Origin of the sequence: Bacteroides sp. (genome assembly GCF_028690125.1) — a bacterium.
In the GTDB taxonomy this organism is placed as follows: domain Bacteria; phylum Bacteroidota; class Bacteroidia; order Bacteroidales; family Bacteroidaceae; genus Bacteroides.
This window is the reverse complement of the sequence record NZ_JAQVBV010000013.1, coordinates 89,865-112,846: the sequence shown is the minus strand read 5'-3', so window position 1 is coordinate 112,846 and position 22,982 is coordinate 89,865. Positions and strand designations below refer to the sequence as shown.

Genomic DNA, 22,982 nt, shown 5'->3' with positions numbered 1-22,982 from the left:
GCATTTTTATCGCTATACATTTAATATTAAACAAGATAATTGTTGCGATTATATTATGCTCACGTTGAGATAAAATATCTCAAAATATTGCAAAAAATAAAGTACAGTCACCTTGATTCTTCCTCTTTATCAGCTTTTAACACTACGAATCTCTGCCTTTCTTTATTAGATTCTCTTTTATTTTTTGTATTTTTGCGTGCGTATGCGTTAAAATGAAGTATATAAAGCAAATTTATGAGTGACGAAATTAACGAGATAACAGAAGGACATTCAGATTATAAACCGGCTGACGTACGGGACGAAAACTTAAAACATCAACTTACAGGTATGTATCAGAACTGGTTTCTGGACTATGCTTCGTATGTGATTCTAGAACGTGCCGTACCTCACATCAATGATGGTTTAAAGCCTGTGCAGCGTCGTATTCTGCATTCTATGAAACGTCTGGACGACGGACGATATAACAAGGTAGCCAACATAGTGGGACACACCATGCAGTTTCACCCTCACGGCGATGCTTCCATTGGCGACGCACTAGTACAGTTAGGACAAAAAGACCTCCTGATAGACTGTCAGGGAAACTGGGGTAATATACTCACGGGTGATGGTGCGGCTGCTCCCCGTTATATTGAGGCACGTCTTTCAAAATTTGCACTTGACGTTGTCTTCAATCCCAAAACTACAGAATGGAAACAATCCTACGACGGACGAAATAAGGAACCGGTCACACTTCCTGTAAAATTCCCCTTATTACTGGCACAAGGTGTGGAAGGTATCGCTGTGGGACTCGCATCCAAAATATTACCGCATAACTTCAACGAGCTTTGCGATGCCTCTATCGGCTACTTACGTGAAGAACCTTTCCAGATTTATCCGGATTTCCAGACGGGTGGTTCAATCGACGTAGCCAAATACAACGATGGCGAACGGGGAGGTGTAGTAAAGGTACGTGCTAAAATCAATAAGATTGATAATAAGACCCTAACTATCACGGAAATCCCATATGGAAAGACCACTTCTAGCGTCATTGATTCTATTCTGAAAGCCGTCGATAAAGGAAAAATCAAGATACGTAAAGTCGATGACAACACTGCTGCCAATGTAGAAATATTAGTTCACCTGGCTCCCGGTACTTCATCAGACAAGACCATTGATGCGCTATATGCCTTTACCGATTGCGAAGTGAGTATTTCGCCTAACTGTTGTGTGATTGATGACAGCAAGCCACACTTCCTCACTGTCAGTAAAGTGCTGAAAAAATCGGTAGACAACACACTGGACTTGTTGAAGTTGGAGCTGGAAATAAAGAAGAACGAAATATTGGAAGGACTTCATTTCGCATCTCTCGAAAAAATATTTATTGAAGAACGAATCTACAAGGATAAAGAGTTCGAGCAATCCAAAGATATGGATGCTGCCTGCAAGCACATTGACGGGCGACTAGCTCCTTTTTACCCGAAATTTATCCGTGAAGTAACCAAAGAAGATATTCTCAAACTGATGGAGATCAAGATGGGACGTATTCTAAAGTTTAACTCGGATAAAGCAGATGAGCTGATTGCCAAAATGAAAGAGGATATCGCAACGATAGATCACCATTTGGCAAATATCATAGAATATACCATCGACTGGTATCAGATGCTAAAAGAAAAATATGGCAAAAACTTCCCACGCCACACGGAACTTCGTAACTTCGATACCATCGAAGCCGCAAAAGTGGTAGAAGCCAATGAAAAGCTCTATATTAACCGTGAAGAAGGATTCATAGGAACTTCTTTAAAGAAAGACGAATTTATTGCAAACTGTTCGGATATCGATGATGTGATTATATTCTTCCGTGACGGAAAATATATTGTAACTCCGGTAGCAGATAAGAAGTTTGTAGGGAAAAATGTGCTTTATGTCAATGTCTTTAAAAAGAACGATAAACGTACCATTTACAATGTGGCTTACCGGGATGGCAAAGAAGGCACTTCCTATGTAAAACGTTTTGCTGTTACTTCTGTTGTACGCGACCGTGAATATGATGTTACTTTGGGTACACCGGATTCACGCATTACTTATTTCAGTGCCAATCCAAATGGAGAAGCTGAGATTATTAAAGTGACATTGAAACCGAATCCTCGCGTACGCCGCATTATCTTCGAACATGATTTTAGTGAAGTGGGAATCAAAGGTCGTCAGGCACGAGGCGTTATCCTCACCCGGCTCCCTATACATAAGATAGCACTGAAACAGAAAGGAGGATCTACTTTGGGAGGACGTAAAGTATGGTTCGATCGCGATATACTACGCCTCAACTATGATGGTAGAGGTGAATATCTGGGAGAATTTCAAAGCGACGACACCATTCTCGTTGTACTGAATAATGGTGAATTCTATACCAGTAACTTCGATCTGAGCAACCACTATGAAGATAATGTAAGTATTGTTGAGAAATTTGATCCCAACAAAATATGGACTGCCGCGCTTTATGATGCCGATCAGCAGAATTATCCTTATCTGAAACGTTTCTGTTTTGAAGGAACTAACCGCAAACAGAATTACTTGGGAGACAACAAGAATAACCGTCTCATTCTGCTGACAGACGAATATTATCCAAGGTTCGAAGTAATTTTCGGTGGACACGATAGTTTCCGTGAACCAATGATCATTGATGCGGAAGAGTTTATTGCAGTGAAAGGCTTTAAGGCAAAAGGAAAACGCATCTCAACGTTCGGTATTGAAACAATCAACGAGCTCGACCCACTCCGTTTACCCGAACCGATGCAGGAAGAACAGGAGGAAGCCGAAGAGGAACTGGAAAATCTGGACCCAGACAGCGATAAGAGTGAAGGAGACATCATAGATGAAATTACAGGGCAGATGAAATTATTTTAAAGTCTCCCTTTCATCCCCTTCCCATCCGGAAAGGGAATTAAGATAGAACAGAATGATAAAATTCAGAAGAAGTATAATAGTATTAATTGCATTGATAATCCATGCGCTCCCTAGTTTGGGACAGGATAAAAAAAGTTGCGGGGAAGGCTTTTCCGATCCGGTCCGTTACGTGACACGTTCCACCATGTACGGTGTCGGTTTTACCAATGTATTCGACACTTATCTCTCACCCCAGGAGTACAAAGGAATTGATTTCCGTATTTCGCGTGAGACGATGCGAATGACAAAACTGTTCGACGGAAACGTCTCCGTACAGAATTTCTTTCAGGCGGACATAGGGTATACACACAACCGTGCCGACAATAACAATGCTTTTTCCGGATTGGCAAACTGGACCTATGGACTCCATTATCAGTTTCGATTGACTGAGAACTTCAAGTTGTTGGCAGGAGGGCTATTCGATGCCAACGGTGGATTTGTTTACAACCTCCGCAACGGTAATAATCCGGCTTCTGCCCGTGCATTTGTTAATCTGGACGCCTCAGGGATGGCAATCTGGCACTTGAAAATCAAGCGTTATCCGATTACACTCCGTTATCAGGTCAATTTACCACTGATCGGATTGATGTTCTCTCCACATTACGGACAGTCTTATTATGAGATCTTCTCGTTGGGCAACGCAGGCGGAGTAGTTCAGTTTACTTCTCTCCACAACCAACCCTCCCTTCGCCAAATGCTTTCTGTGGATTTGCCAATAGGAGACACCAAAATGCGTTTCAGCTATCTGGCTGATTTGCAACAATCGAATGTAAATAAAATCAAAACTCATACCTACTCACACGTGTTTATGGTAGGATTTGTAAAGAACCTGTTCCGTGTTTCAAATAAACAGGCAATATCCTTGCCACCTGCTTTAGAGGCCTACTAAAAACGATAAGCAGAAAAATGAAGAATGTAAGAATGAAAAATAAAATAATACACCTATTCCGATTACTTTGTTGCATCCCCCTACTAACGGGATGTATCGGAGAAGACAATTACGCTGATGATCCTGTAGGTAACTTCGAACAATTATGGAAGATCATCGACCAACAATACTGCTTCCTTGATGAAAAAGGGATCGATTGGGATGCTGTGCGCCAAGAATACAGTAAATATATTTCGCCAGAAATGACCAATGAAGACTTGTTCGACAAGTTAAGCGAAATGCTATTTATTCTGAAAGACGGTCACGTAAATCTTTCCTCTGCCAGCCGTACCTCCTATTATGATGCCTGGTACGAAGGATTTCCCTGGAATTACCGGAAAGACATTCTTTACCAAAGCTATTTAGGCAGTGCCAGCTCGGGTTATCGTACCTCTGCCGGAATGAAATATAAAATATTTGATAACAATATCGGATATATCCGTTACGAAAGTTTCAGTTCCGGAGTAGGAAACGGAAACCTGGATGAAATTCTAGTCTATCTCTCCACTTGCAACGGTTTGATTATCGATGTACGCGATAACGGTGGAGGAAATCTAACATATTCCGAGCGTATCGCCGCACGCTTTACAAACAAAAAAGTACTGACAGGATTTATGCAGCACAAAACCGGACCGGGACATTCCGATTTTTCAGATCCGGAGCCGATTTATTTAGAACCCTCCAATAGCATTCGTTGGCAGAAAAAAGTAGTGATCCTGACTAACCGCCGTTGTTACAGTGCAACAAATGACTTTGTAAATGTAATGCGTAGTATTGAAAGTGGTAATATTATCCAGTTAGGAGATCAGACGGGAGGAGGTTCCGGACTTCCTTTCAGTTCAGAACTACCAAATGGATGGAGTATTCGCTTCTCCGCCAGTCCACATTATGACAAAAACATGAAACCGCTAGAGAATGGAATCATACCTGATATTTCCATCAATATGACGGAAGAAGATCAACTTAAAGGCAAAGATACCCTGATTGAAAAAGCATTCGAAATTCTAAGTGAATAACTTTATTGCTTAATTATTTGTCAAATCAAAAAATCTTCCTATCTTTGCACCGCTAAACAAAAAGCGACATTTGCGGATGTGGCGTAATTGGTAGCCGCGCCAGACTTAGGATCTGGTGCCGTGAGGCGTGTAGGTTCGAGTCCTATCATCCGCACAAAAACTAGAAAGCCTTCAAGAATCTGTCTTGGAGGCTTTTCTAATTAGCTTCTATAGGAGCCAACATCAACTCTACATTTGAGTGTGAGTTTCACCACATGACTTTCACTATTGGGCAATCAGATTAGAGAAATCAGTTCCGGCTTGAGTGGCACATTCATTCAGATAAGAAACTAATTCATCTCCTTGTGCAATTTTTCGCTTCATTGCCCCTTCTAGTTTTACCTCTTTAACCCCGCCCATCCGTGTATCAGTAATCTTCCAAAGAGCAGTGTACTTCATGACAATGTTTCCAAACGAACTCCCGAACATACCACCCGACTCATAAGCGGCATTGGTCATTGCAACAAAAGGAATATTGTGTGCCGAACCTCCCGATTGTAGTTCGCCGATTATCTGAATCGAAAATGCACTCAAATCAATCCATACATCTGGATGATAGTCATTCGTAACTTTCTGAATATCCAAACTTTTATCAGAGTTACGATACTCATCACTTCCAATATAAACTTTCCCATTTTTGGTATCTCCCTTCTTATATGCAGTTTGTAAAGTAGAAGTCACCAGGTATTGAGACTGAATAAGGGTATCCATTTTAGCGACAGTGGAACCTGCACCGGATAATTTCAAATCTCTGTTCGAATGAATAAAATTGGAAGAGGTGGTTACTTTCAGGATATTCATATCAGGATAAGTGTGATCGTAAGAAGAAGTAGCCACATAGCAAACCCGTCCTTTGGGAAGTATGTAACTCTTGGGTGCAATAGAATCCAGCGTTGACATATCAACAGCTTTACAGAAAATCATGTTTTTGCCGGAATGACATGCACAGCATAAAACTAGCAATAGTGTAACAGACATTAGCCTCATTGTTGTATTTATTAATCAGTACTAATGAATTTTCATTAAAGTCAAAAAAGGTTGGGTTATCCTCTCAAAATAAGTTGCATACAAGTAATGTTTGTCATTATTTTCGCAAGTACTACTATAGAACCTTATTTCATAATGACAACTAGGATCATATGAATAATTTATAACTGTAACATCGGGGACTACTTTCCCAGACTGAACTAGTTCCAACTCAGACCAAGATTTTTGTTTATATATTTTATAGCTGTCTACTTTCATATAGTTTTTTTTATCCTCTATAATAGAACCTGAACTCTCTGTTTTTAGAATAATGCTAGAATAATTGGTCTGCATGGAATATGATAAATAATTCCTTTGACAATCTCCCAACGGACCAAGAGTTCCAGAATCTTCCTTCACAACAAGACTATAGGTTTTCTTACATGAAGAGCAATTAGAAGATATTAGTTCTTTGCAGGAAAACGTACAAGTAAAAGTATAGTTTGTCGAATTATTTGAGAAGAAAAGGCTTCCACTTGAACTAATACTTTCGGAAACAGTATAACCAGATGCCAATTTATATGAAAATATTAGATTTTCATGAGGGGTATATCCATATGTCCAGGTAACCATAGTCCCGGGAGTTGACGAATATTTATTCAGATGCGTAACTGTAACAACAGGCAAGCACTGTCCACTTCCATTACAAGAGTATGCAGAAGACAACTCTTTCAAGTCTTTTTTAGAATCTTTTTCTAGTGCTAATTCATCATACTCATTAGTACAACTTAATAGAAGCAAACCAAAAGTAAATAACTTACAGCAAAATGTTCTTTTTTTCATAATAGTTCAATTTTATATTAATAACATAAACAAAAAGTATCTGGCATTAATTATTTTAAGAACATATGAATATAATTCTGCATCCTTTAACTGCAATATTAAAGAAAAAAAACAATATATCCTATTTTTTCAACAGAAAAATAATTGCAAATAATTCTATAAGTACCAACAAATAAAAAAAAGCACTATACTAAAAAGAAATTCACACTAGTGGGAAACTAGTCATCAGAAGAAAAGATGAGCGTTTCACGCTACAAAAATTGAGAAAAGAAACCGCACCGACATAAAGCACATCCTTAAATTTTACAAGGTATTGAAATATCCGCTTATCTTGCCTTAGACCAATCAATAATTCATCATACTATCTATCGGTAAAATGACAAAGAAAAAAACACATATATCCATTCGAGGCTAAATTCGGTGGTACTAGTCTTTTTTCTATCTTAATTTTTGAGTTCAACGTTAGATTCGCTAAAAATAAATCAAGTGTGGAAAAGCAACTGTGGTAGCAAAGTAAGAGCATGGTAACAAAAAATGCTCACTAATTGCAAAGAGTCCGTTGAAGTCTTATTTGAAATAATATATCAAAATCATATTAGTATCTGTACTACTTAACAACTGTTTTAGTTTACCCTTACCCTTGTGTTAAAAACAGGCATTCTACCCTTTTCCAAAATCTTTTTTGCATTTTATTTGTTGCATTTAAGACTTTGGCCTAAGAGGGCAAGAAAGACTTCAACCTAAATAATAACAAATAGAAAAATTTAATGCAATGAGGACTAGATCTTTACAACATCTTCAACAAAAAGCCTTCAGGTTTAAGAGCATCATGATGCTCGCTTGCTTGTTGCTGACTTCTGTTTCCACTTTTGCACAGACCAAAACGGTAACAGGAACAGTAACAGACTCTGCCAATGAACCGTTGATAGGCGCAACAGTGCTCGTACAAGGGACTTCTACCGGTGCCATCACAAATATAGATGGTAAATATTCAATTTCTGCAACCCCGGAAGACGTGTTAGTATTCTCGTATGTGGGAATGACTCCACAAAGTATCAAAGTAGGTACACAGAGTGTTATTAATGTCATCCTAAAAGATGATTCACAGTTATTGGACGAGACAGTTGTCATCGGATACGGTAGCGCGAAGAAAAGGGACTTGACAGGTACCATTACCAACATCAAAGGAGACGAAATTGCTAATAAACCGGCAACAAACCCTCTTTCTTCGCTTCAAGGAAAGGTAGCCGGTGTACAAATCGTAAACTCCGGACGGGCAGGTTCTGATCCTGAAATACGTATCCGTGGTACAAACTCCATCAATGGATACAAACCTTTGTATATTGTGGATGGACTATTCAACGATAATATCAACTTCCTTAACCCGGAAGATATTGAGTCTATGGAAATTCTGAAAGACCCTTCTTCATTAGCAATCTTTGGTGTACGCGGTGCAAACGGTGTTATCATTATTACCACTAAGAAAGCTAAAGAAGGACAGACATTAGTGAACATTAATACTTCCTTTGGCTTCAAAAAAGTAGTAGACAAAATAGATCTTGTTAATGGACCACAATTCAGACAACTCTACAGCGAACAGCTTTCCAACCAGAAAGATAATCCGTTCGACTACACGGGCTGGGATGCCAATACCGACTGGCAGGATGAAATCTTCCAGACTGCTTTTGTTACCAATAATAACATCAGCATTACCGGTGCTTCTCCTAAACACAGTTTCTATCTAGGTGTAGGTTATTCTCACGAGCAAGGTAATATTAAGCATGAAAAATACAGTAAAGTAACAATCAATGCAAGCAATGATTACAAAATCACTGATTACCTGAAAGTAGGATTCCAGTTCAACGGAGCCCGTATGCTTCCGGCAGATGCCAAACAAGTATTAGGTGCACTCCGTGCCACTCCTATTGCTCCCGTATATAATAATGAATTCGGTCTTTATGCTGCTTTACCTGAATTCCAGAAAGCACAGATCAACAATCCTATGGTCGATGTGGAATTAAAAGCCAATAAAACTAAAGCTGAAAATTATCGTGCATCAGGAAGTATCTACGGCGAAGTGGACTTTTTGGACCATTTTACTTTCAAAACAACATTCTCTATGGATTATGCTTCCAACAACGGACGGACTTATACGCCCATCGTGAAAGTTTATGATGACGCCGTTAGTGGTGATGTTTCTACTTTAGGAACGGGTAAGACTGAAATCAGCCAATTCAAAGAGAATGAGACAAAAGTGCAAAGTGACTACTTAGTGACTTATACCAACAGTTTTGATAATGGTAACCATAATCTGACAGCAACTGCCGGTTTCACCACCTACTATAATTCGTTGAGCCGCCTTGGCGGAGCTCGTAAACAAGGAGTAGGTCTGGTCATTCCGGATGATCCGGACAAATGGTTTGTAAGCATCGGGGATGCAGCTACTGCAACCAACGAAAGTACCCAGTGGGAACGAAGTACCGTATCTTTACTCGCACGTGTCATCTACAACTATAAAGGAAAATATCTATTCAACGGTTCGTTCCGTCGTGACGGTTCTTCAGCCTTCTCATACACAGGTAACGAATGGCAGAATTTCTTCTCTTTAGGAGGTGGCTGGCTGATGAGCGAGGAAGAATTTATGAAAGATATCACTTGGCTGGATATGTTGAAAGTCAAAGCATCTTACGGTACTCTGGGTAACCAGAATTTGGATAGGGCATATCCTGCCGAACCTCTATTATCAAATGCTTATTCTGCGGTATTTGGTAAACCATCTATCATCTATCCGGGATATCAGCTTGCCTATTTGCCTAATCCTAACCTTCGGTGGGAAAAAGTAGAAGCATGGGAAGTCGGATTCGAAACAAACGTGCTTCGGAATCGTCTGCACTTCGAAGGAGTATATTATAAAAAGAATACGAAAGACCTTCTTGCAGAAGTTCCCGGTATCTCAGGAACAGTTCCGGGCATCGGTAACTTAGGAGAGATTGAAAACAAAGGTGTGGAAATGGCTCTTACCTGGCGTGACCAGATAGGCGATTGGGGATACTCAGTCAGTGCCAATCTCACCACAATCAAGAATAAAGTAAAGAGCCTCGTTCAGGATGGATATTCCATTATTGCAGGTGACAAGCAACAAAGCTATACCATGGCCGGTTATCCAATCGGATATTTCTATGGTTACAAAGTGGCAGGTGTATACCAATCACAGCAAGATATCAACTCTTCTCCTAAAAACACACTCGCCACTGTTACCCCTGGTGACCTGAAATTTGCTGATGTAGATCGTAGTGGGGATATCACTCCCGAAGACCGTACCATGATCGGTAATCCTACTCCAGACTTTACTTACGGTTTGTCTCTGGGACTGACTTACAAAAACTGGACTTTAGGCATTGACATGATGGGACAGCACGGAAACGAGATTTTCCGTACCTGGGATAACTATAACTTTGCACAGTTCAACTATCTGGCGCAACGCCTGGATCGTTGGCGTGGTGAAGGTACCTCCAACAGCCAACCGCTGTTGGACTCCAAACATTCCATCAATATGCTGAACTCTGATTATTATATTGAAGATGGTAGTTTCTTCCGCATCCGTAACGTACAACTGGCTTATGCTTTCGACAAAGGACTACTAGAAAAGATCCGCTTGCAAGCTCTGAAAGTTTACGTCAATATACAGAACCTTAAAACCTGGAAGCATAACACCGGTTACTCCCCTGAATTAGGTGGTACAGCTACCGCTTTCGGGGTAGATAACGGAAGTTACCCTGTACCTGTTGTTTATACATTCGGTATTAACTTAACCTTCTAAAACCATTAATAACTGATTGAAATATGAAACTGACTAAATATATCTTATCGACCTTTATCGCTGCCGCAGCAATAGCTATCAGTAGCTGCAGCGACTTTCTGGATCGCAGCCCACAGGGACAGTTCACTGAGGATGATAATCCGAATGCACTGGTGAACGGAAAAATTTACAACGTGTACACACTGATGCGTAATTATAATATTACTGCCGGTCCTCCTGCATTTGCCATTCACAGTTTCCGTTCCGAAGATGCGGAAAAAGGTAGTATTGCCAGTGACGGCTCGGACATAGCTGAAATGTACGACGACTTTGTTTACACAGCTACCAACGGACTATTAGGAGCTTATTGGGGACAGAATTACGCTGTTATTTATCAGTGTAATGATATTCTCGAAGCGATTGCCGCTAAAGAAACAGCCGGTCAAACAGAAACTGAGGACATGATCAACAAGGGTGAAGCCTCTTTCTTCCGTGCTTACTGTTATTTCAATCTGGTACGGGCTTTTGGTCAAGTTCCATTAGTTACTTACAAGATCAACGACGCTTCCGAAGCTAATATTCCGAAAACTACTGCCGAAAAGATCTACGAACAAATTGATAAAGATCTTAAGACAGCAGAAGAAAATCTCCCCGATACTTGGAGCAGCGAATATACTGGACGACTCACTTGGGGAGCAGCCCGTTCCTTACATGCACGTACTTATATGATGCGTAACGATTGGAACAATATGTACACCGCTTCAACCGATGTCATCAATAAAGGATTATATAATCTCAAAACTCCGTATGACGAGATATTTACGGATGATGGAGAAAACAGCGGGGGTTCTATATTTGAGCTTCAATGTACCGCAACAGCTGCTCTTCCTCAAAGTGATATTATTGGCAGTCAGTTTGCAGAAGTACAAGGAGTGCGGGGAGCTGATAAATGGGACCTTGGATGGGGTTGGAATATGGCAACTGAATATATGGCAGAAGCTTATGAACCTAATGACCCGCGTAAAGATGCAACTCTACTCTATTTCCGCAGGTCGGATAGTGACCCTATCACCCCGGAAAACACTAATACGCCTTATGGAGAATCTCCAGTATCGCCGGCAATAGGTGCTTACTTCAATAAGAAAGTTTATACGGACCCGGCATTACGCAAGGAATTTACCAATAAAGGATTCTGGGTGAACATCCGTCTGATCCGATACGCAGACGTAGTATTAATGGCAGCAGAATCGGCAAATGAAAAAGGAATCCCCGAAGAAGCCGTTGATTTTCTCGAAATGGTACGTGCACGTGCCAGAGGCAAGGATACAAGTATACTGAGTAAAGTGACAACGAATGACCAGACAAAACTTCGCGAAGCTATCCGTCACGAACGCCGTGTAGAATTAGGAATGGAATTCGACCGTTTTTATGATTTGGTTCGTTGGGGTATTGCCAGTGAAGTATTACATGCTGCCGGAAAGGTAAATTACCAACCTAAGAATGCATTGCTCCCATTGCCTCAGTCAGAAATTGATAAATCAAAAGGAGTGTTAGTACAGAATCCTGACTATATTCAATAAAAACTAGCTAGAATGATGAACTGTAAGAAATTAAGTTTACTAGTCCTGCTACTTTCGGCAGGACTTATGAATGTGGCGGCACAAAAGTCGCCACAAGATATGAATCGTTTTATCGATGCTCTCATGAAAAAAATGACTCTGGAAGAGAAGATTGGACAGTTAAATCTTCCGGTGACAGGGGAAATTACTACGGGGCAAGCCAAAAGCAGTGATATTGCTGCCAAAATAAAGAAGGGCGAAGTAGGAGGTCTTTTCAATCTGAAAGGTGTAGACCGGATTATGGATGTACAGAAACAGGCCGTAGAGAATTCCCGTCTTGGTATTCCGTTACTTTTCGGAATGGATGTGATTCATGGATACGAAACGATGTTTCCAATTCCGTTAGCGTTATCTTGTACCTGGGACATGACTGCAATTGAAGAATCGGCACGTATCGCTGCTGTTGAGGCTAGTGCAGATGGCATCAACTGGACATTTAGTCCGATGGTAGATATCTCACGTGATCCCCGTTGGGGGCGTGTATCCGAAGGTAGCGGTGAAGATCCATTTCTGGGAGCAATGATTGCCGAAGCAATGGTAAACGGTTATCAAGGGAAGAATATGCAACGAAATGATGAAATTATGGCGTGTGTAAAACACTTTGCATTATATGGAGCAAGCGAAGCCGGACGTGATTACAACACGGTGGATATGAGCCGCCAACGGATGTTCAATGACTATATGTTACCCTACGAAGCTGCTGTAGAAGCAGGTGTAGGTAGTGTGATGGCATCGTTCAACGAAGTAGATGGTGTTCCTGCTACTGCCAATAAATGGTTGATGACGGATGTTTTGCGTGGTCAATGGGGATTCAATGGTTTCGTTGTTACCGACTATACGGGAATTTCTGAGATGATAGACCACGGAATCGGTAATCTGCAAGAAGTATCTGCACGGGCTATCAACGCCGGAGTCGATATGGATATGGTCAGCGAAGGATTTGTTGGTACACTGAAAAAATCTGTTGAGGAAGGAAAAGTTTCAATGGAAACATTGAACACAGCTTGCAGACGTATTCTGGAAGCTAAATATAAGTTAGGATTGTTTGATAATCCATATAAATACTGTGACCCGAAACGTCCGGCGCGTGACATATTTACAAAAGCGCATCGTGATGCAGCTCGCACAATTGCAGCTGAAAGTTTTGTTTTGCTGAAAAACGATCCTGTACCAGGACGCCCGGGAGTAGCTCCGGAACCTTTGCTACCTTTCAAGCCGAAAGGTAATATTGCTGTGATAGGCCCGTTAGCTGACAGTAGGGCAAATATGCCGGGTACTTGGAGTGTAGCAGCTGTATTGGATCGTTGTCCGTCATTGATAGAAGGCTTGAAAGAGATGACTGCGGGAAAGGCTAATATCCTCTATGCAAAAGGTAGTAACCTGATTAGTGATGCAGCTTACGAAGAACGTGCCACAATGTTCGGGCGTTCACTGAACCGGGATAACCGGACAGATCAGGAATTATTGGATGAAGCTCTAAACGTAGCCCGTCAGTCTGATATTGTCATTGCAGCTTTAGGTGAATCTTCGGAGATGAGTGGAGAAAGTAGTAGTCGGACAGACCTGAATATTCCGGATGTACAGCAGAACTTATTGAAAGAGTTAATGAAAACAGGGAAGCCTGTAGTACTTGTATTATTCACCGGGCGTCCACTCACACTAAACTGGGAACAGGAAAATGTACCTACTATACTGAATGTATGGTTTGGCGGTAGTGAGGCAGCCTATGCTATTGGAGATGCCCTGTTCGGTTATGTTAATCCGGGAGGTAAGCTGACAATGAGTTTTCCTAAGAATGTTGGTCAGATTCCTCTTTATTATGCACATAAGAATACGGGACGACCACTGGCCGAAGGTAAATGGTTTGAAAAGTTCCGCACTAATTATCTGGATGTAGATAATGAACCGCTTTATCCATTCGGTTATGGGCTTTCATATACTACCTTCTCTTATAGCGATGTGGCTTTATCTCATTCCAGCATCGATATGACTGGTGAACTGACAGCCACAGTGCAGGTCACCAATACAGGAAACTGGCCCGGTACAGAAGTAGTACAGCTTTATATCCGTGATCTGATGGGCAGTTCTACCCGCCCCGTCAAAGAATTGAAAGGTTTCCAAAAAATATTTCTGGAACCGGGAGACGTGAAATATGTTTATTTCAAAATAGCACCGGAAATGCTGAAATACTATAATTATGACCTGCAATTTGTTGCCGAGCCGGGTGAATTTGAAGTTATGATTGGTACGAACAGCCGGGACGTAAAATCAGCAAAATTCACATTACGCGAATGATAAACCAACCTGAGCTCGATTAACTATCTATCGAGTTCAGGTTGATATCGCTCATATTAAACCTATTGAAGTATGATAAAAAACTATATTTACTTGCCGCTCCTTTGCTTACTTTTAATAGTAGGAGCCTGTAAAAACAAACCTGCGGGACAGACTGTTGATAGTGGCACAGAAATCTCCGATGACGCATTACTGGATACAGTTCAACGGCGTACCTTTCTTTATTTTTGGGACGGAGCAGAACCAAACAGCGGACTTGCTCCCGAACGTTATCATGTAGATGGTGTTTATCCTGAAAATGATGCAAATGTCGTTACTTCCGGTGGTAGCGGATTCGGTATTATGGCTATTCTTGCGGGAATAGATCGCGGTTATGTCACCCGTAAAGAAGGGTTATCACGCATGGAGCAAATCGTTTCTTTTTTGGAGAAAGCAGATCGCTTTTATGGAGCTTATCCGCATTGGTGGTATGGAGATACCGGAAAAGTAAAACCTTTCGGCCAGAAAGACAATGGAGGCGACTTGGTGGAAACAGCCTTCCTGATACAAGGATTGCTTGCCGTTCATCAATATTATGTCAATGGGAACGAGAAAGAAAAAGCATTGGCCAAACGTATTGACAAGATTTGGCGTGAGGTAGACTGGGACTGGTATCGCCAAGGAGGGCAGAATGTTCTCTACTGGCATTGGAGTCCTACCTACGGTTGGGAGATGGATTTTCCCGTACATGGGTATAATGAATGTATGATTATGTATATTCTTGCCGCTTCCTCTCCTACACATGGAGTACCCGCAGCTGTCTATCATGATGGATGGGCACAGAACGGAGCTATCGTTTCTCCACACAAAGTAGAAGGTATCGAATTACATCTCCGCTATCAGGGTACAGAAGCCGGACCGCTCTTTTGGGCACAATACTCCTTCCTGGGACTTGATCCTGTGGGATTAAAAGATGAATACTGTCCTAGTTATTTCGACGAGATGCGTAATCTGACATTAGTGAATCGGGCTTACTGCATTCGTAATCCAAAGCATTACAAAGGTTTCGGACCTGATTGTTGGGGATTGACAGCCAGTTATTCAGTAGACGGATATGCAGCTCATTCTCCGAATGAACAGGATGACAAAGGTGTCATCTCTCCTACTGCTGCACTTTCGTCCATTGTCTATACACCGGAATACTCGATGGAAGTTATGCGTCACCTGTACAATATGGGAGACAAAGTTTTCGGTCCATTCGGCTTCTACGATGCTTTCAGCGAAACGGACAACTGGTATCCGAAACGTTATCTTGCTATTGACCAAGGTCCTATTGCCGTTATGATAGAAAATTACCGGACAGGATTATTGTGGAAACTCTTTATGAGCCATCCTGATGTACAAGCAGGATTGACTAAATTAGGTTTCAACAATTTCAGACAGGATGCCAATAAGAAAATAGGATAACCGAAGGGAGGCTATTGAACGCCTCCCTGTGTTTCTTCTCTCCCTGCTTCTTTCACATCATCATTATTTATAGTCCGGGCGGCTTTTTTCACACTGGCCTTCAGTTCGCCAATCCGGTAGCTGAGGCTAAATCCGAAATAACGGCTCGGATATTTACTGGAACTCTTCGAGATAAAATTAATCCCTTCCGTATGATTATCGAAATGCCTGTATTTCTCAAAAATATTGCTGCAATAAACGTTCAGTGTCAAGCGTTCTTCTTTTAGGAACGAACGGTTGATTCCAAAGCTATAGTATTGAAAACCGGAGCCTTTACCCTGTAAACTAATATTTGGAGTTCTTCCTCCTGCATTCAGACTCAAACGAATTTTCCAAGGAAGAGTATGTTGAATACCGCCATGAACTGAAGCATTCCAACCATAATTATGTAATCCTTGCGCCTCACTGCGCAGATCGGTGTAATCTCCACGTCCATTCATATAGATACGTGTTTTGGAGGTAGCATTCCAGTTCAGAAATAAATTCAGTCCGGTCTCTTTTCTCTTTCCAATATTAGCATAAGTGCTATATAAAGCACCTTCTGGAGCCAGATGTTCAGGATTATCATCAAAAATCTCTCCACCCGGTGCAGTGATCAGACGACTGATATTTTCAATTCCATTATTCTGGAAAGAATAACGCAGTGCCACATTGATATTGAACTTAGCCGTGAAGTTGCTATATGAGAGGTCAAAAGCATGGCTTTTTACCGTTTTCAGATCTGGATTTCCCTGACTAATAAACATCGGATTCTGATTATTAAAATAAGGATTCAGGTTCCAGATGCCCGGACGCCAGATACGCATACTATAACTACCTCGTATATTTTGTGTTTTTCCCACCTGCATCCCCAAAGAAGCAGAAGGGACCCAATCACTGAAATTGGAATTGAAGTTCTCTCCCGGACCGACGATGTATTTCACACGCTGTATGGTTTGTTCATAACGTACTCCGGGTTTAAAAGAGAATACTTTATATTTCAATGTGTATCCGGCATAAGCAGCCAAAATATGATTCAAATGGCGGTAATCACTACTACGGTCTTCATTATAGAGGTAATCGTCACTTACTCCTGCCGCTTCAAAAAATTGGTTATCACTGGAATTACGCCGTAAAATATACTTTGCTCCGGTTTCAATGGTATGAAGTTTCCCAATTGGGGTGGTATAGTCTACCTGAAAGGTATGTTCGATGTTGTTCGTTTTACCGTCCGAATGATAATTTCTTAGTAACAAACGATCTACGATATTATCAGTCTGATCCTCCGGAGAAATATCGAGATAGGTATTATAAGAATTATCTGTCTGTGGTTGAGTATTTATCTTATAAGAAAGAGTGATCATCCGCGCTTTATTACTTCGGGCTGTCCGCTGGTAATCAATATTCCCATTAATTGAGTACCAGGAAGATTTACCATGATTATCAGTACGGTAACGATAAGCAATATCTTGATAATTTGCCGCATACATTGCTGTTGTACCATCGCTATTATTTTTGCTACCACCGCCATACATACCAAAAGCCACAGTCAGCAGCCTCAAAGAGTCAATTTCATAGCTCGCTTCCAGATTGCCATGCTGAAAGCTTCCTCTTGATTTTGATCTACTCTGAGATTCCAAATATTTTTCCGTATCCGATTCATAATTTTCGCGGTAACTGTTGGAATAGCTGTTCGGACGATAATTATAGTTGTAGTTATAATTGGCAGAAAGTGTCAGTTTATCTTGCTTTATCATTGCATAACCTCCGATTCCCGAATCATTATTCCCCGCACTTGTACGAATAGTAGCGGTATAGCCGTCGAAGCCACCTCCAACGGTCACAATATTAAGAATTCCCCCGATTCCTTCGGCATCATATTTAGCTCCCGGAGAGGTAATCACTTCGATATACTTAATCGAATTAGCAGGCATACTCTTCAATACATCTTTAGGATTACTACTCATCATATTATTAGGTTTTCCATTGATGTGTATTTTGAAACTGCTGCTACCATTCACCTGAACATTATCTTCTCCGTCTACCGTGACCAAAGGAACTTTCCGAAGCATCTCCAGGATACTATTGGATTTAGAATCTGGATCATCTTCTATGTTATATTCTATCTTATCAACATCGACCTTCACCAGTGGCTTCTGTGCTACAACCTCCACTCCTTTCAATTCATTAGTGGCTTCTGCCGAAAGCATTGTTCCCAAATCAACGATCCGGGCAGAAGGCTTCAAGCTGAATTCCCTTACAACAGTAGTTTTACCAATGGAAGAAACCGTTAGTATATAATCTCCTGGTCCAACATTCAATTTCTCCTGAAACTTTCCATTTGCACCTGTCACGGCCATCTTTACCGCTTTATCCGGTGCGTCTTTATTTACTATCTTAATTGTTGCATACGGCTCCCCCTCCTGAGTCAATGAATCCAGAAGCACTCCTTTAACAGTATAAAAAGATACCGAGTTTTGTGCCCAACCACTCATTGATAAGGTGAACACGAATAGTGATAAAAGAAATAGTTTGTGTCTCATGCCTAGAATAATTATCTTTTAGTTTATTCGCCTTTGTCATATTGGGGGCTATGATAAAAACGTGATAAAAGTAAGTGGTTTCTTTGCTATTACGAAGCCTTCGGAGTTAAGAATATAAAAAGAAGAGATAAAAAAGATTATTACTTATTGTAATGGGCTCATACATCCATACTAATTATCGTAAATCTCAATCATAGGTTCACAACTGATATCATACAATTTATTGGGTATATATGCCCATCATGGTGGGTATATATACCCAATAAGACCTCTATTAACTACAAAATTGATAAATCTTATATCGGCCAAATCGCATAGCTATAAGAAAAAAATCTTCCCAATGTTTGAGTACGAACATTAGGAAGATTTCTTCAAAGATACTTAGTGATTTTTTCAAACTATACATTGTTTATAAACCATTCCAAGCCTTTACTGAATATGTTGCTTCTAGCACATTCTCTAACTTATCATTTAAGTTTGGAAAGAAATCAATTCCCGTCTTTTCTTCCAACTCATCAATAGAAAGTACATAATCTGCAAGGTTCTGGGATTTAGGTATATCGGTATGTTCCAACCAAAAGGCAATGGCTTTAAATGAATCGCTCTTTTTAAATAATAAAGCCATATAGTAATACTTCGGAACTGGTTTACTACGGTCATCACCAATATATTTAGCTATCTGATCTTCTCTATCAATCGTCCCCCCTTTCACTACATATAATGTATCCGAAGTAGTACAACTACGTCCCCATGTCTGTACTTTTGCTTCCAAATCTCTCCAAATTCCAACATTAAATTTATTCCTTTGAGGGCTCATATTTGAATAATAAAAAGTTTGCTCATTTGCTTCATTTGAATAAAGCCGGTCGGCAGAAGCACAAAGATGTCCCCTATCATATCCCTGCCTCCCAAAATCGGCCTGGACACGTAAAAATTGCTGTGGTATAAAAGGGTCTGCATCAAAAGGCTCATTGCTACGAGATACATTAGTCTGTTTTGTCTGGCTATCAAATCGAAAAGCTATCCAACGTGAATGCTTTTTACTTTTATCATATTCCATGCTGAAAGTAGTCACTTTCTTACCATTAAATGTAGTAGAATGGGTTACAAACATATCATTCGCCCCATTACGCAAAGCCGGTAGTTCGACAATACCAATTGCAAAATTGTCAGAGCTGAGTTCTTCTTCATCTTTACTACAGGATACAAAACTTAAGCATAAAAAGCTCAACCAAATATAAAAATAACGTTTCTTTCCAATATTCATAATATATTAATCTTGTTTGAGTATATATTTTTAATAAGCAGTAGTTGCTTACCCTACAAGGAATACAAAGATAAGGATAATCCGCCTTAGGGCTCAAGCTTTTATTTTATTTTCAATCATCTTCACGTTTTCTTTTATCTATTTATACTATATCAATTTACCATGAAGCATCTTTTTACTTTTTTTGCGCAAATATAAAGTTCTATAAATGTACTTCAAACAGTTCTTGTACTTTCATAAAAAAAAGGGAACAGTGATCTGTTCCCTTTTCTTATCAATTATCAAAAGCAGCATTAATTGACATTAATACCAAAGATTACTGCACGTTTATCTGCTGACTCATCAGCTGTTTTAAATTTGATTGTAGAAGTAGCTGTAATTCCTGTTAAAGCAAATTCATGATAATCAGAATCAGCAGGAGTAATCGTAAACGGATAATTACCAGTAGCCCCATCATTTCCTGCTAAATTGATTTGTTTAGAGCTCTCACCTCCTTCAAATGCTCCACCATTTTCAATTGTTACGGTCAGAATGCCAGACTTTCCTTTCCAACCAACAGCATAAAAAGCTAGTTTACTTTTGGCAGCTCCTAATGCTGGTGAACTCCAGACACCTGCCAGTTTCGCCGTTCCGAGTTTCACAATAGGATATTCTGTCGCATCTGTTCCAATCTTAACAATACCACCATAAGCCGCATCAGATGAATTACTCCATGATGTTTCAGGCATTGTTATATTACTTGTATAAGGGCTATCCGGAGTCGGTTCATCACCTCCATCTTTCACGCCAATCAATCTTACATTATAAAGAATGAATCCCATTGTATTATCTGCTCCGATAGCTGAGAATTTCAATGTAGAACTTGCAGTTCCTTTCACATTCAGTTCAACCTGCATCTCAAAAAAGACATTAGCGTCATTATTATCTTTGCTAACAATTTTACTTGAAGCAGTTCCCTCTACGTCATTTAATGACACTTTCAATACATTCAAATCAATAGAGCTTCCAGCACCAAATACATTGGCGCCTAATTCATATTTAACAATGAATTTACTATAGTTTGATGCATCAATATTCGAAATGGTAAATGAATGATCAAAATTAGCTGGGAACCAAATACTGTTCACCTTGTTTGTTTCGGTTCTGTTGCTTTCCGTCATATGTGCTTTAGCACGAATATTACATTTTGGGTCAGCCACAGTAAAAGTAAAATTCTGATTATCCCATCCAGTAAAGTTTGCTACATTAGTATTAGCACTGACAGGTGTACCAAAAGTCTCTGTGAAAATAGTGTTCTCCTCCGGCGTAGGGTCTGGTCCTTCACCACCTGCTTCTACTCCCACATATAAATTATCAATCTGATAAGTACCTGTAGCTGTAGAACTACCAGTATATTTAAATCCGATAAATCCAGTCTTACCACCAAATGAAGACAAATCACCTGTTAAAGTAACAACGTCAGAATACGCAGCATCAGTGTTTTGTGGAATATTGCCTACATTAATCAATGTTTTCGTCACGTTATCACCATTTTTCTCTAAGAAATAAACTTCGAATTTTGTACCTTCTACAAAATAAGCAGATACACAATCAAATGTTACTTTCTTAACTTGCAAATCATTAATAACAAGTGCCGGAGTAATAAACCATGCGATATCAGAAGCATCCTTACTTCCAAAGGCTGTTGCCTGAAGGCGCATATCTGTACCAGCAGCTTTGCCTCTCCAAGTTCTTGTACCAACCTCAGCAAAGTTCACATAACCTTCTTGATTATATTCAGCGTCATTCACTGCATTATCGAACTTATTAACAATTGATGGAACAGTCTTTGTCGGATCAAGTAATGAAGCTAAATCACCGCTAGGTTCAGAACCGCTATCTCCAATTTCTACACCATCAAGTATAGCAGCCGTTGGCGACTTCAATCCCGGAACACCAAAATAGCCGGTTAGAGTACCCTTTATAGTAACAACTTTACCTAAGTTGCTTTCATTATCTTTCAAATTAAGGGCAGCACGTACATCTGTACCCGAAACTAATTGTACAGGAATACAGTTTTTATAATTAGTTTCAGTCGCTGAAGCAGCAATTAGAATGTTTGCAGGATTAGTAAAAGGTCCTGTAAATTCAGAATCTGTAGATATGGATTTATCCTTTATGCTACCTACAATATATCCCATTACCCAAGCTTCCGAACCATCTTGCTTTTTCATTGCAGCTGCTACGTCATACGGATCTTCTTTTGTGCCGCTTCCAACTGTCTCTGTATTATCATCCCCTTCACTCTTAATATCATAAGGAGAAGGAACATCACTACATCCACTAAATGTGATCACTGCAAGCAGTGTCAAGAATAAAGCATTTAGAATCTTTTTCATAATTGTGTATTGTTAGTTTATTAATTATTACGTTGAATATCATTACTGGTACGAATAAGTAACTGCCAGCTAGCATTATAGCGAGTCAAGATACCAGTCACATCTGTATTTCCTTGTGGAAGCACATCCTTAGAAAAATTTGCATAGATACTGGTATGAGCAACTGCTTTACATGGTGTACCGTCTGCAAAATTGATAGTCCGTTCTACAAAACTTAAAGTTGAACCAGCAACATCTTCTTCCGGTGCGAAAGCCACCTTGCCATCTGCCTGCGGGAACTTCACATTTTTCAGTGTTACCAATAACGGAGCACGTTTCATATCTATCGCTGCCAATTCCGTAGCATTAGAAATCTCAAGTGGTTTCAACTCTTCATAAAACATCTGTGGCTTATTGATAATACGCACATGCTTGTTCCATACATATTCCGGCATACGACCTACTTTACCTTCATAAGTAGTACCGATCTGAGCCAATTTACGATAACTGCCAATTTGCAATCCTTCGCAATCAATAACGACTTTCTGACCTACCGGACAAGCTGCATAAAGCCCTGTATTATTAACACCCACAATGATAGCTCCTGTCTCATCAGCCACTACCAACTGCTTGTAGATATTACCACTTTCATCATCTCCTACAATCACACCTTCAATACGTGTTTTACCTTCAATGGTGGTATATGTATCCGTACTGGTATCTATAAATCCGTCATATTTTTCTTTCAAGTTGGCAATTGTTATTGTACGTTCTGGCTCGATCGAGTTATTACCAAACGCATTGCCTGTAACCGGAGTATCAAAGTCGTTCATGCACGAGCTGAAACTCAAAGCACACACCAACATTCCGGTACATCCTATAGATAATATTTTCTTCATATTCATTTTTCTTTATTTATTAATTGTA

At 40.1% G+C, this 22,982-nt stretch carries 13 protein-coding genes and 1 tRNA gene; 8 read left to right on the top strand and 6 right to left on the bottom strand.

Annotated features, from left to right (window positions below; genetic code table 11):
* Positions 1 to 234 precede the first annotated feature (234 nt).
* The 4 genes from PHO71_RS10735 to PHO71_RS10720 all read left to right on the top strand — a co-directional run bounded on the left by PHO71_RS10735 (position 235) and on the right by PHO71_RS10720 (position 5,017).
* Positions 235 to 2,880, top strand: coding sequence for a DNA gyrase/topoisomerase IV subunit A (locus PHO71_RS10735; protein WP_300202903.1), 2,646 nt, complete (start codon positions 235 to 237; stop codon positions 2,878 to 2,880).
* Between the two features lie 55 nt (positions 2,881 to 2,935).
* On the top strand, positions 2,936 to 3,808 hold the full coding sequence (locus PHO71_RS10730; RefSeq protein WP_300202928.1) for a DUF3316 domain-containing protein: 873 nt from the start codon (positions 2,936 to 2,938) through the stop codon (positions 3,806 to 3,808).
* 32 nt (positions 3,809 to 3,840) lie between these two features.
* Complete coding sequence (locus tag PHO71_RS10725; protein ID WP_300202900.1) at positions 3,841 to 4,863, top strand: S41 family peptidase; 1,023 nt, start codon at positions 3,841 to 3,843, stop codon at positions 4,861 to 4,863.
* A 72-nt stretch (positions 4,864 to 4,935) separates the two neighbouring features.
* A tRNA-Leu gene (locus PHO71_RS10720) sits at positions 4,936 to 5,017 on the top strand.
* Between the two features lie 110 nt (positions 5,018 to 5,127).
* Here the strand turns inward: PHO71_RS10720 and PHO71_RS10715 are convergent.
* Positions 5,128 to 5,826, bottom strand: a complete 699-nt coding sequence (locus PHO71_RS10715; protein ID WP_300202898.1) for a hypothetical protein — start codon at positions 5,824 to 5,826, stop codon at positions 5,128 to 5,130.
* An 84-nt stretch (positions 5,827 to 5,910) separates the two neighbouring features.
* Entirely contained in the window at positions 5,911 to 6,711 is an 801-nt protein-coding gene (locus tag PHO71_RS10710; protein ID WP_300202895.1) for a hypothetical protein, read from the bottom strand.
* A 772-nt stretch (positions 6,712 to 7,483) separates the two neighbouring features.
* On the opposite strand from PHO71_RS10710, the gene PHO71_RS10705 reads away from it, so the two are divergent.
* The 4 genes from PHO71_RS10705 to PHO71_RS10690 all read left to right on the top strand — a co-directional run bounded on the left by PHO71_RS10705 (position 7,484) and on the right by PHO71_RS10690 (position 15,870).
* Positions 7,484 to 10,531: a TonB-dependent receptor gene (locus PHO71_RS10705; RefSeq protein ID WP_300202892.1), complete on the top strand. Its 3,048-nt coding sequence runs from the start codon at positions 7,484 to 7,486 to the stop codon at positions 10,529 to 10,531.
* Positions 10,532 to 10,554: 23 nt separating this feature from the next.
* Positions 10,555 to 12,090: a RagB/SusD family nutrient uptake outer membrane protein gene (locus PHO71_RS10700; protein WP_300202890.1), complete on the top strand. Its 1,536-nt coding sequence runs from the start codon at positions 10,555 to 10,557 to the stop codon at positions 12,088 to 12,090.
* A gap of 15 nt (positions 12,091 to 12,105) precedes the next feature.
* The gene (gene bglX, locus PHO71_RS10695) at positions 12,106 to 14,424 is read left to right on the top strand and encodes a beta-glucosidase BglX (RefSeq protein WP_300202925.1); all 2,319 of its coding nucleotides are present in this window, start codon (positions 12,106 to 12,108) and stop codon (positions 14,422 to 14,424) included.
* Positions 14,425 to 14,496: 72 nt separating this feature from the next.
* Complete coding sequence (locus PHO71_RS10690; protein WP_300202887.1) at positions 14,497 to 15,870, top strand: glucoamylase family protein; 1,374 nt, start codon at positions 14,497 to 14,499, stop codon at positions 15,868 to 15,870.
* Between the two features lie 11 nt (positions 15,871 to 15,881).
* Here the strand turns inward: PHO71_RS10690 and PHO71_RS10685 are convergent, their stop codons facing one another.
* The 4 genes from PHO71_RS10685 to PHO71_RS10670 form a co-directional block, all read right to left on the bottom strand.
* Positions 15,882 to 18,431 carry a TonB-dependent receptor gene (locus PHO71_RS10685; protein WP_300202884.1) on the bottom strand — a complete coding sequence of 850 codons (2,550 nt, stop codon included), beginning with the start codon at positions 18,429 to 18,431 and terminating at the stop codon, positions 15,882 to 15,884.
* Between the two features lie 409 nt (positions 18,432 to 18,840).
* Positions 18,841 to 19,698, bottom strand: coding sequence for a DNA/RNA non-specific endonuclease (locus PHO71_RS10680; protein WP_300202881.1), 858 nt, complete (start codon positions 19,696 to 19,698; stop codon positions 18,841 to 18,843).
* A 293-nt stretch (positions 19,699 to 19,991) separates the two neighbouring features.
* The gene (locus PHO71_RS10675; RefSeq protein WP_300202878.1) at positions 19,992 to 22,076 is read right to left on the bottom strand and encodes a DUF6359 domain-containing protein; all 2,085 of its coding nucleotides are present in this window, start codon (positions 22,074 to 22,076) and stop codon (positions 19,992 to 19,994) included.
* A gap of 20 nt (positions 22,077 to 22,096) precedes the next feature.
* A complete protein-coding gene (locus PHO71_RS10670; protein ID WP_300202876.1) occupies positions 22,097 to 22,954 on the bottom strand; it encodes a DUF5689 domain-containing protein in 858 nt (285 codons plus the stop codon).
* Positions 22,955 to 22,982 lie beyond the last annotated feature (28 nt).

What these genes read in the sequence shown, in the direction of transcription:
- PHO71_RS10705 (WP_300202892.1), top strand. Translation starts at nt 7,484, where the DNA reads ATGAGGACTAGATCTTTACAACATCTTCAACAAAAAGCCTTCAGGTTT.
- PHO71_RS10670 (WP_300202876.1), bottom strand. Translation starts at nt 22,954, where the DNA reads ATGAAGAAAATATTATCTATAGGATGTACCGGAATGTTGGTGTGTGCT.
- PHO71_RS10735 (WP_300202903.1), top strand. Translation starts at nt 235, where the DNA reads ATGAGTGACGAAATTAACGAGATAACAGAAGGACATTCAGATTATAAA.
- PHO71_RS10685 (WP_300202884.1), bottom strand. Translation starts at nt 18,431, where the DNA reads ATGAGACACAAACTATTTCTTTTATCACTATTCGTGTTCACCTTATCA.
- PHO71_RS10710 (WP_300202895.1), bottom strand. Translation starts at nt 6,711, where the DNA reads ATGAAAAAAAGAACATTTTGCTGTAAGTTATTTACTTTTGGTTTGCTT.
- PHO71_RS10715 (WP_300202898.1), bottom strand. Translation starts at nt 5,826, where the DNA reads ATGATTTTCTGTAAAGCTGTTGATATGTCAACGCTGGATTCTATTGCA.
- PHO71_RS10725 (WP_300202900.1), top strand. Translation starts at nt 3,841, where the DNA reads ATGAAAAATAAAATAATACACCTATTCCGATTACTTTGTTGCATCCCC.
- PHO71_RS10675 (WP_300202878.1), bottom strand. Translation starts at nt 22,076, where the DNA reads ATGAAAAAGATTCTAAATGCTTTATTCTTGACACTGCTTGCAGTGATC.
- PHO71_RS10680 (WP_300202881.1), bottom strand. Translation starts at nt 19,698, where the DNA reads ATGAATATTGGAAAGAAACGTTATTTTTATATTTGGTTGAGCTTTTTA.
- PHO71_RS10690 (WP_300202887.1), top strand. Translation starts at nt 14,497, where the DNA reads ATGATAAAAAACTATATTTACTTGCCGCTCCTTTGCTTACTTTTAATA.
- bglX (WP_300202925.1), top strand. Translation starts at nt 12,106, where the DNA reads ATGAACTGTAAGAAATTAAGTTTACTAGTCCTGCTACTTTCGGCAGGA.
- PHO71_RS10700 (WP_300202890.1), top strand. Translation starts at nt 10,555, where the DNA reads ATGAAACTGACTAAATATATCTTATCGACCTTTATCGCTGCCGCAGCA.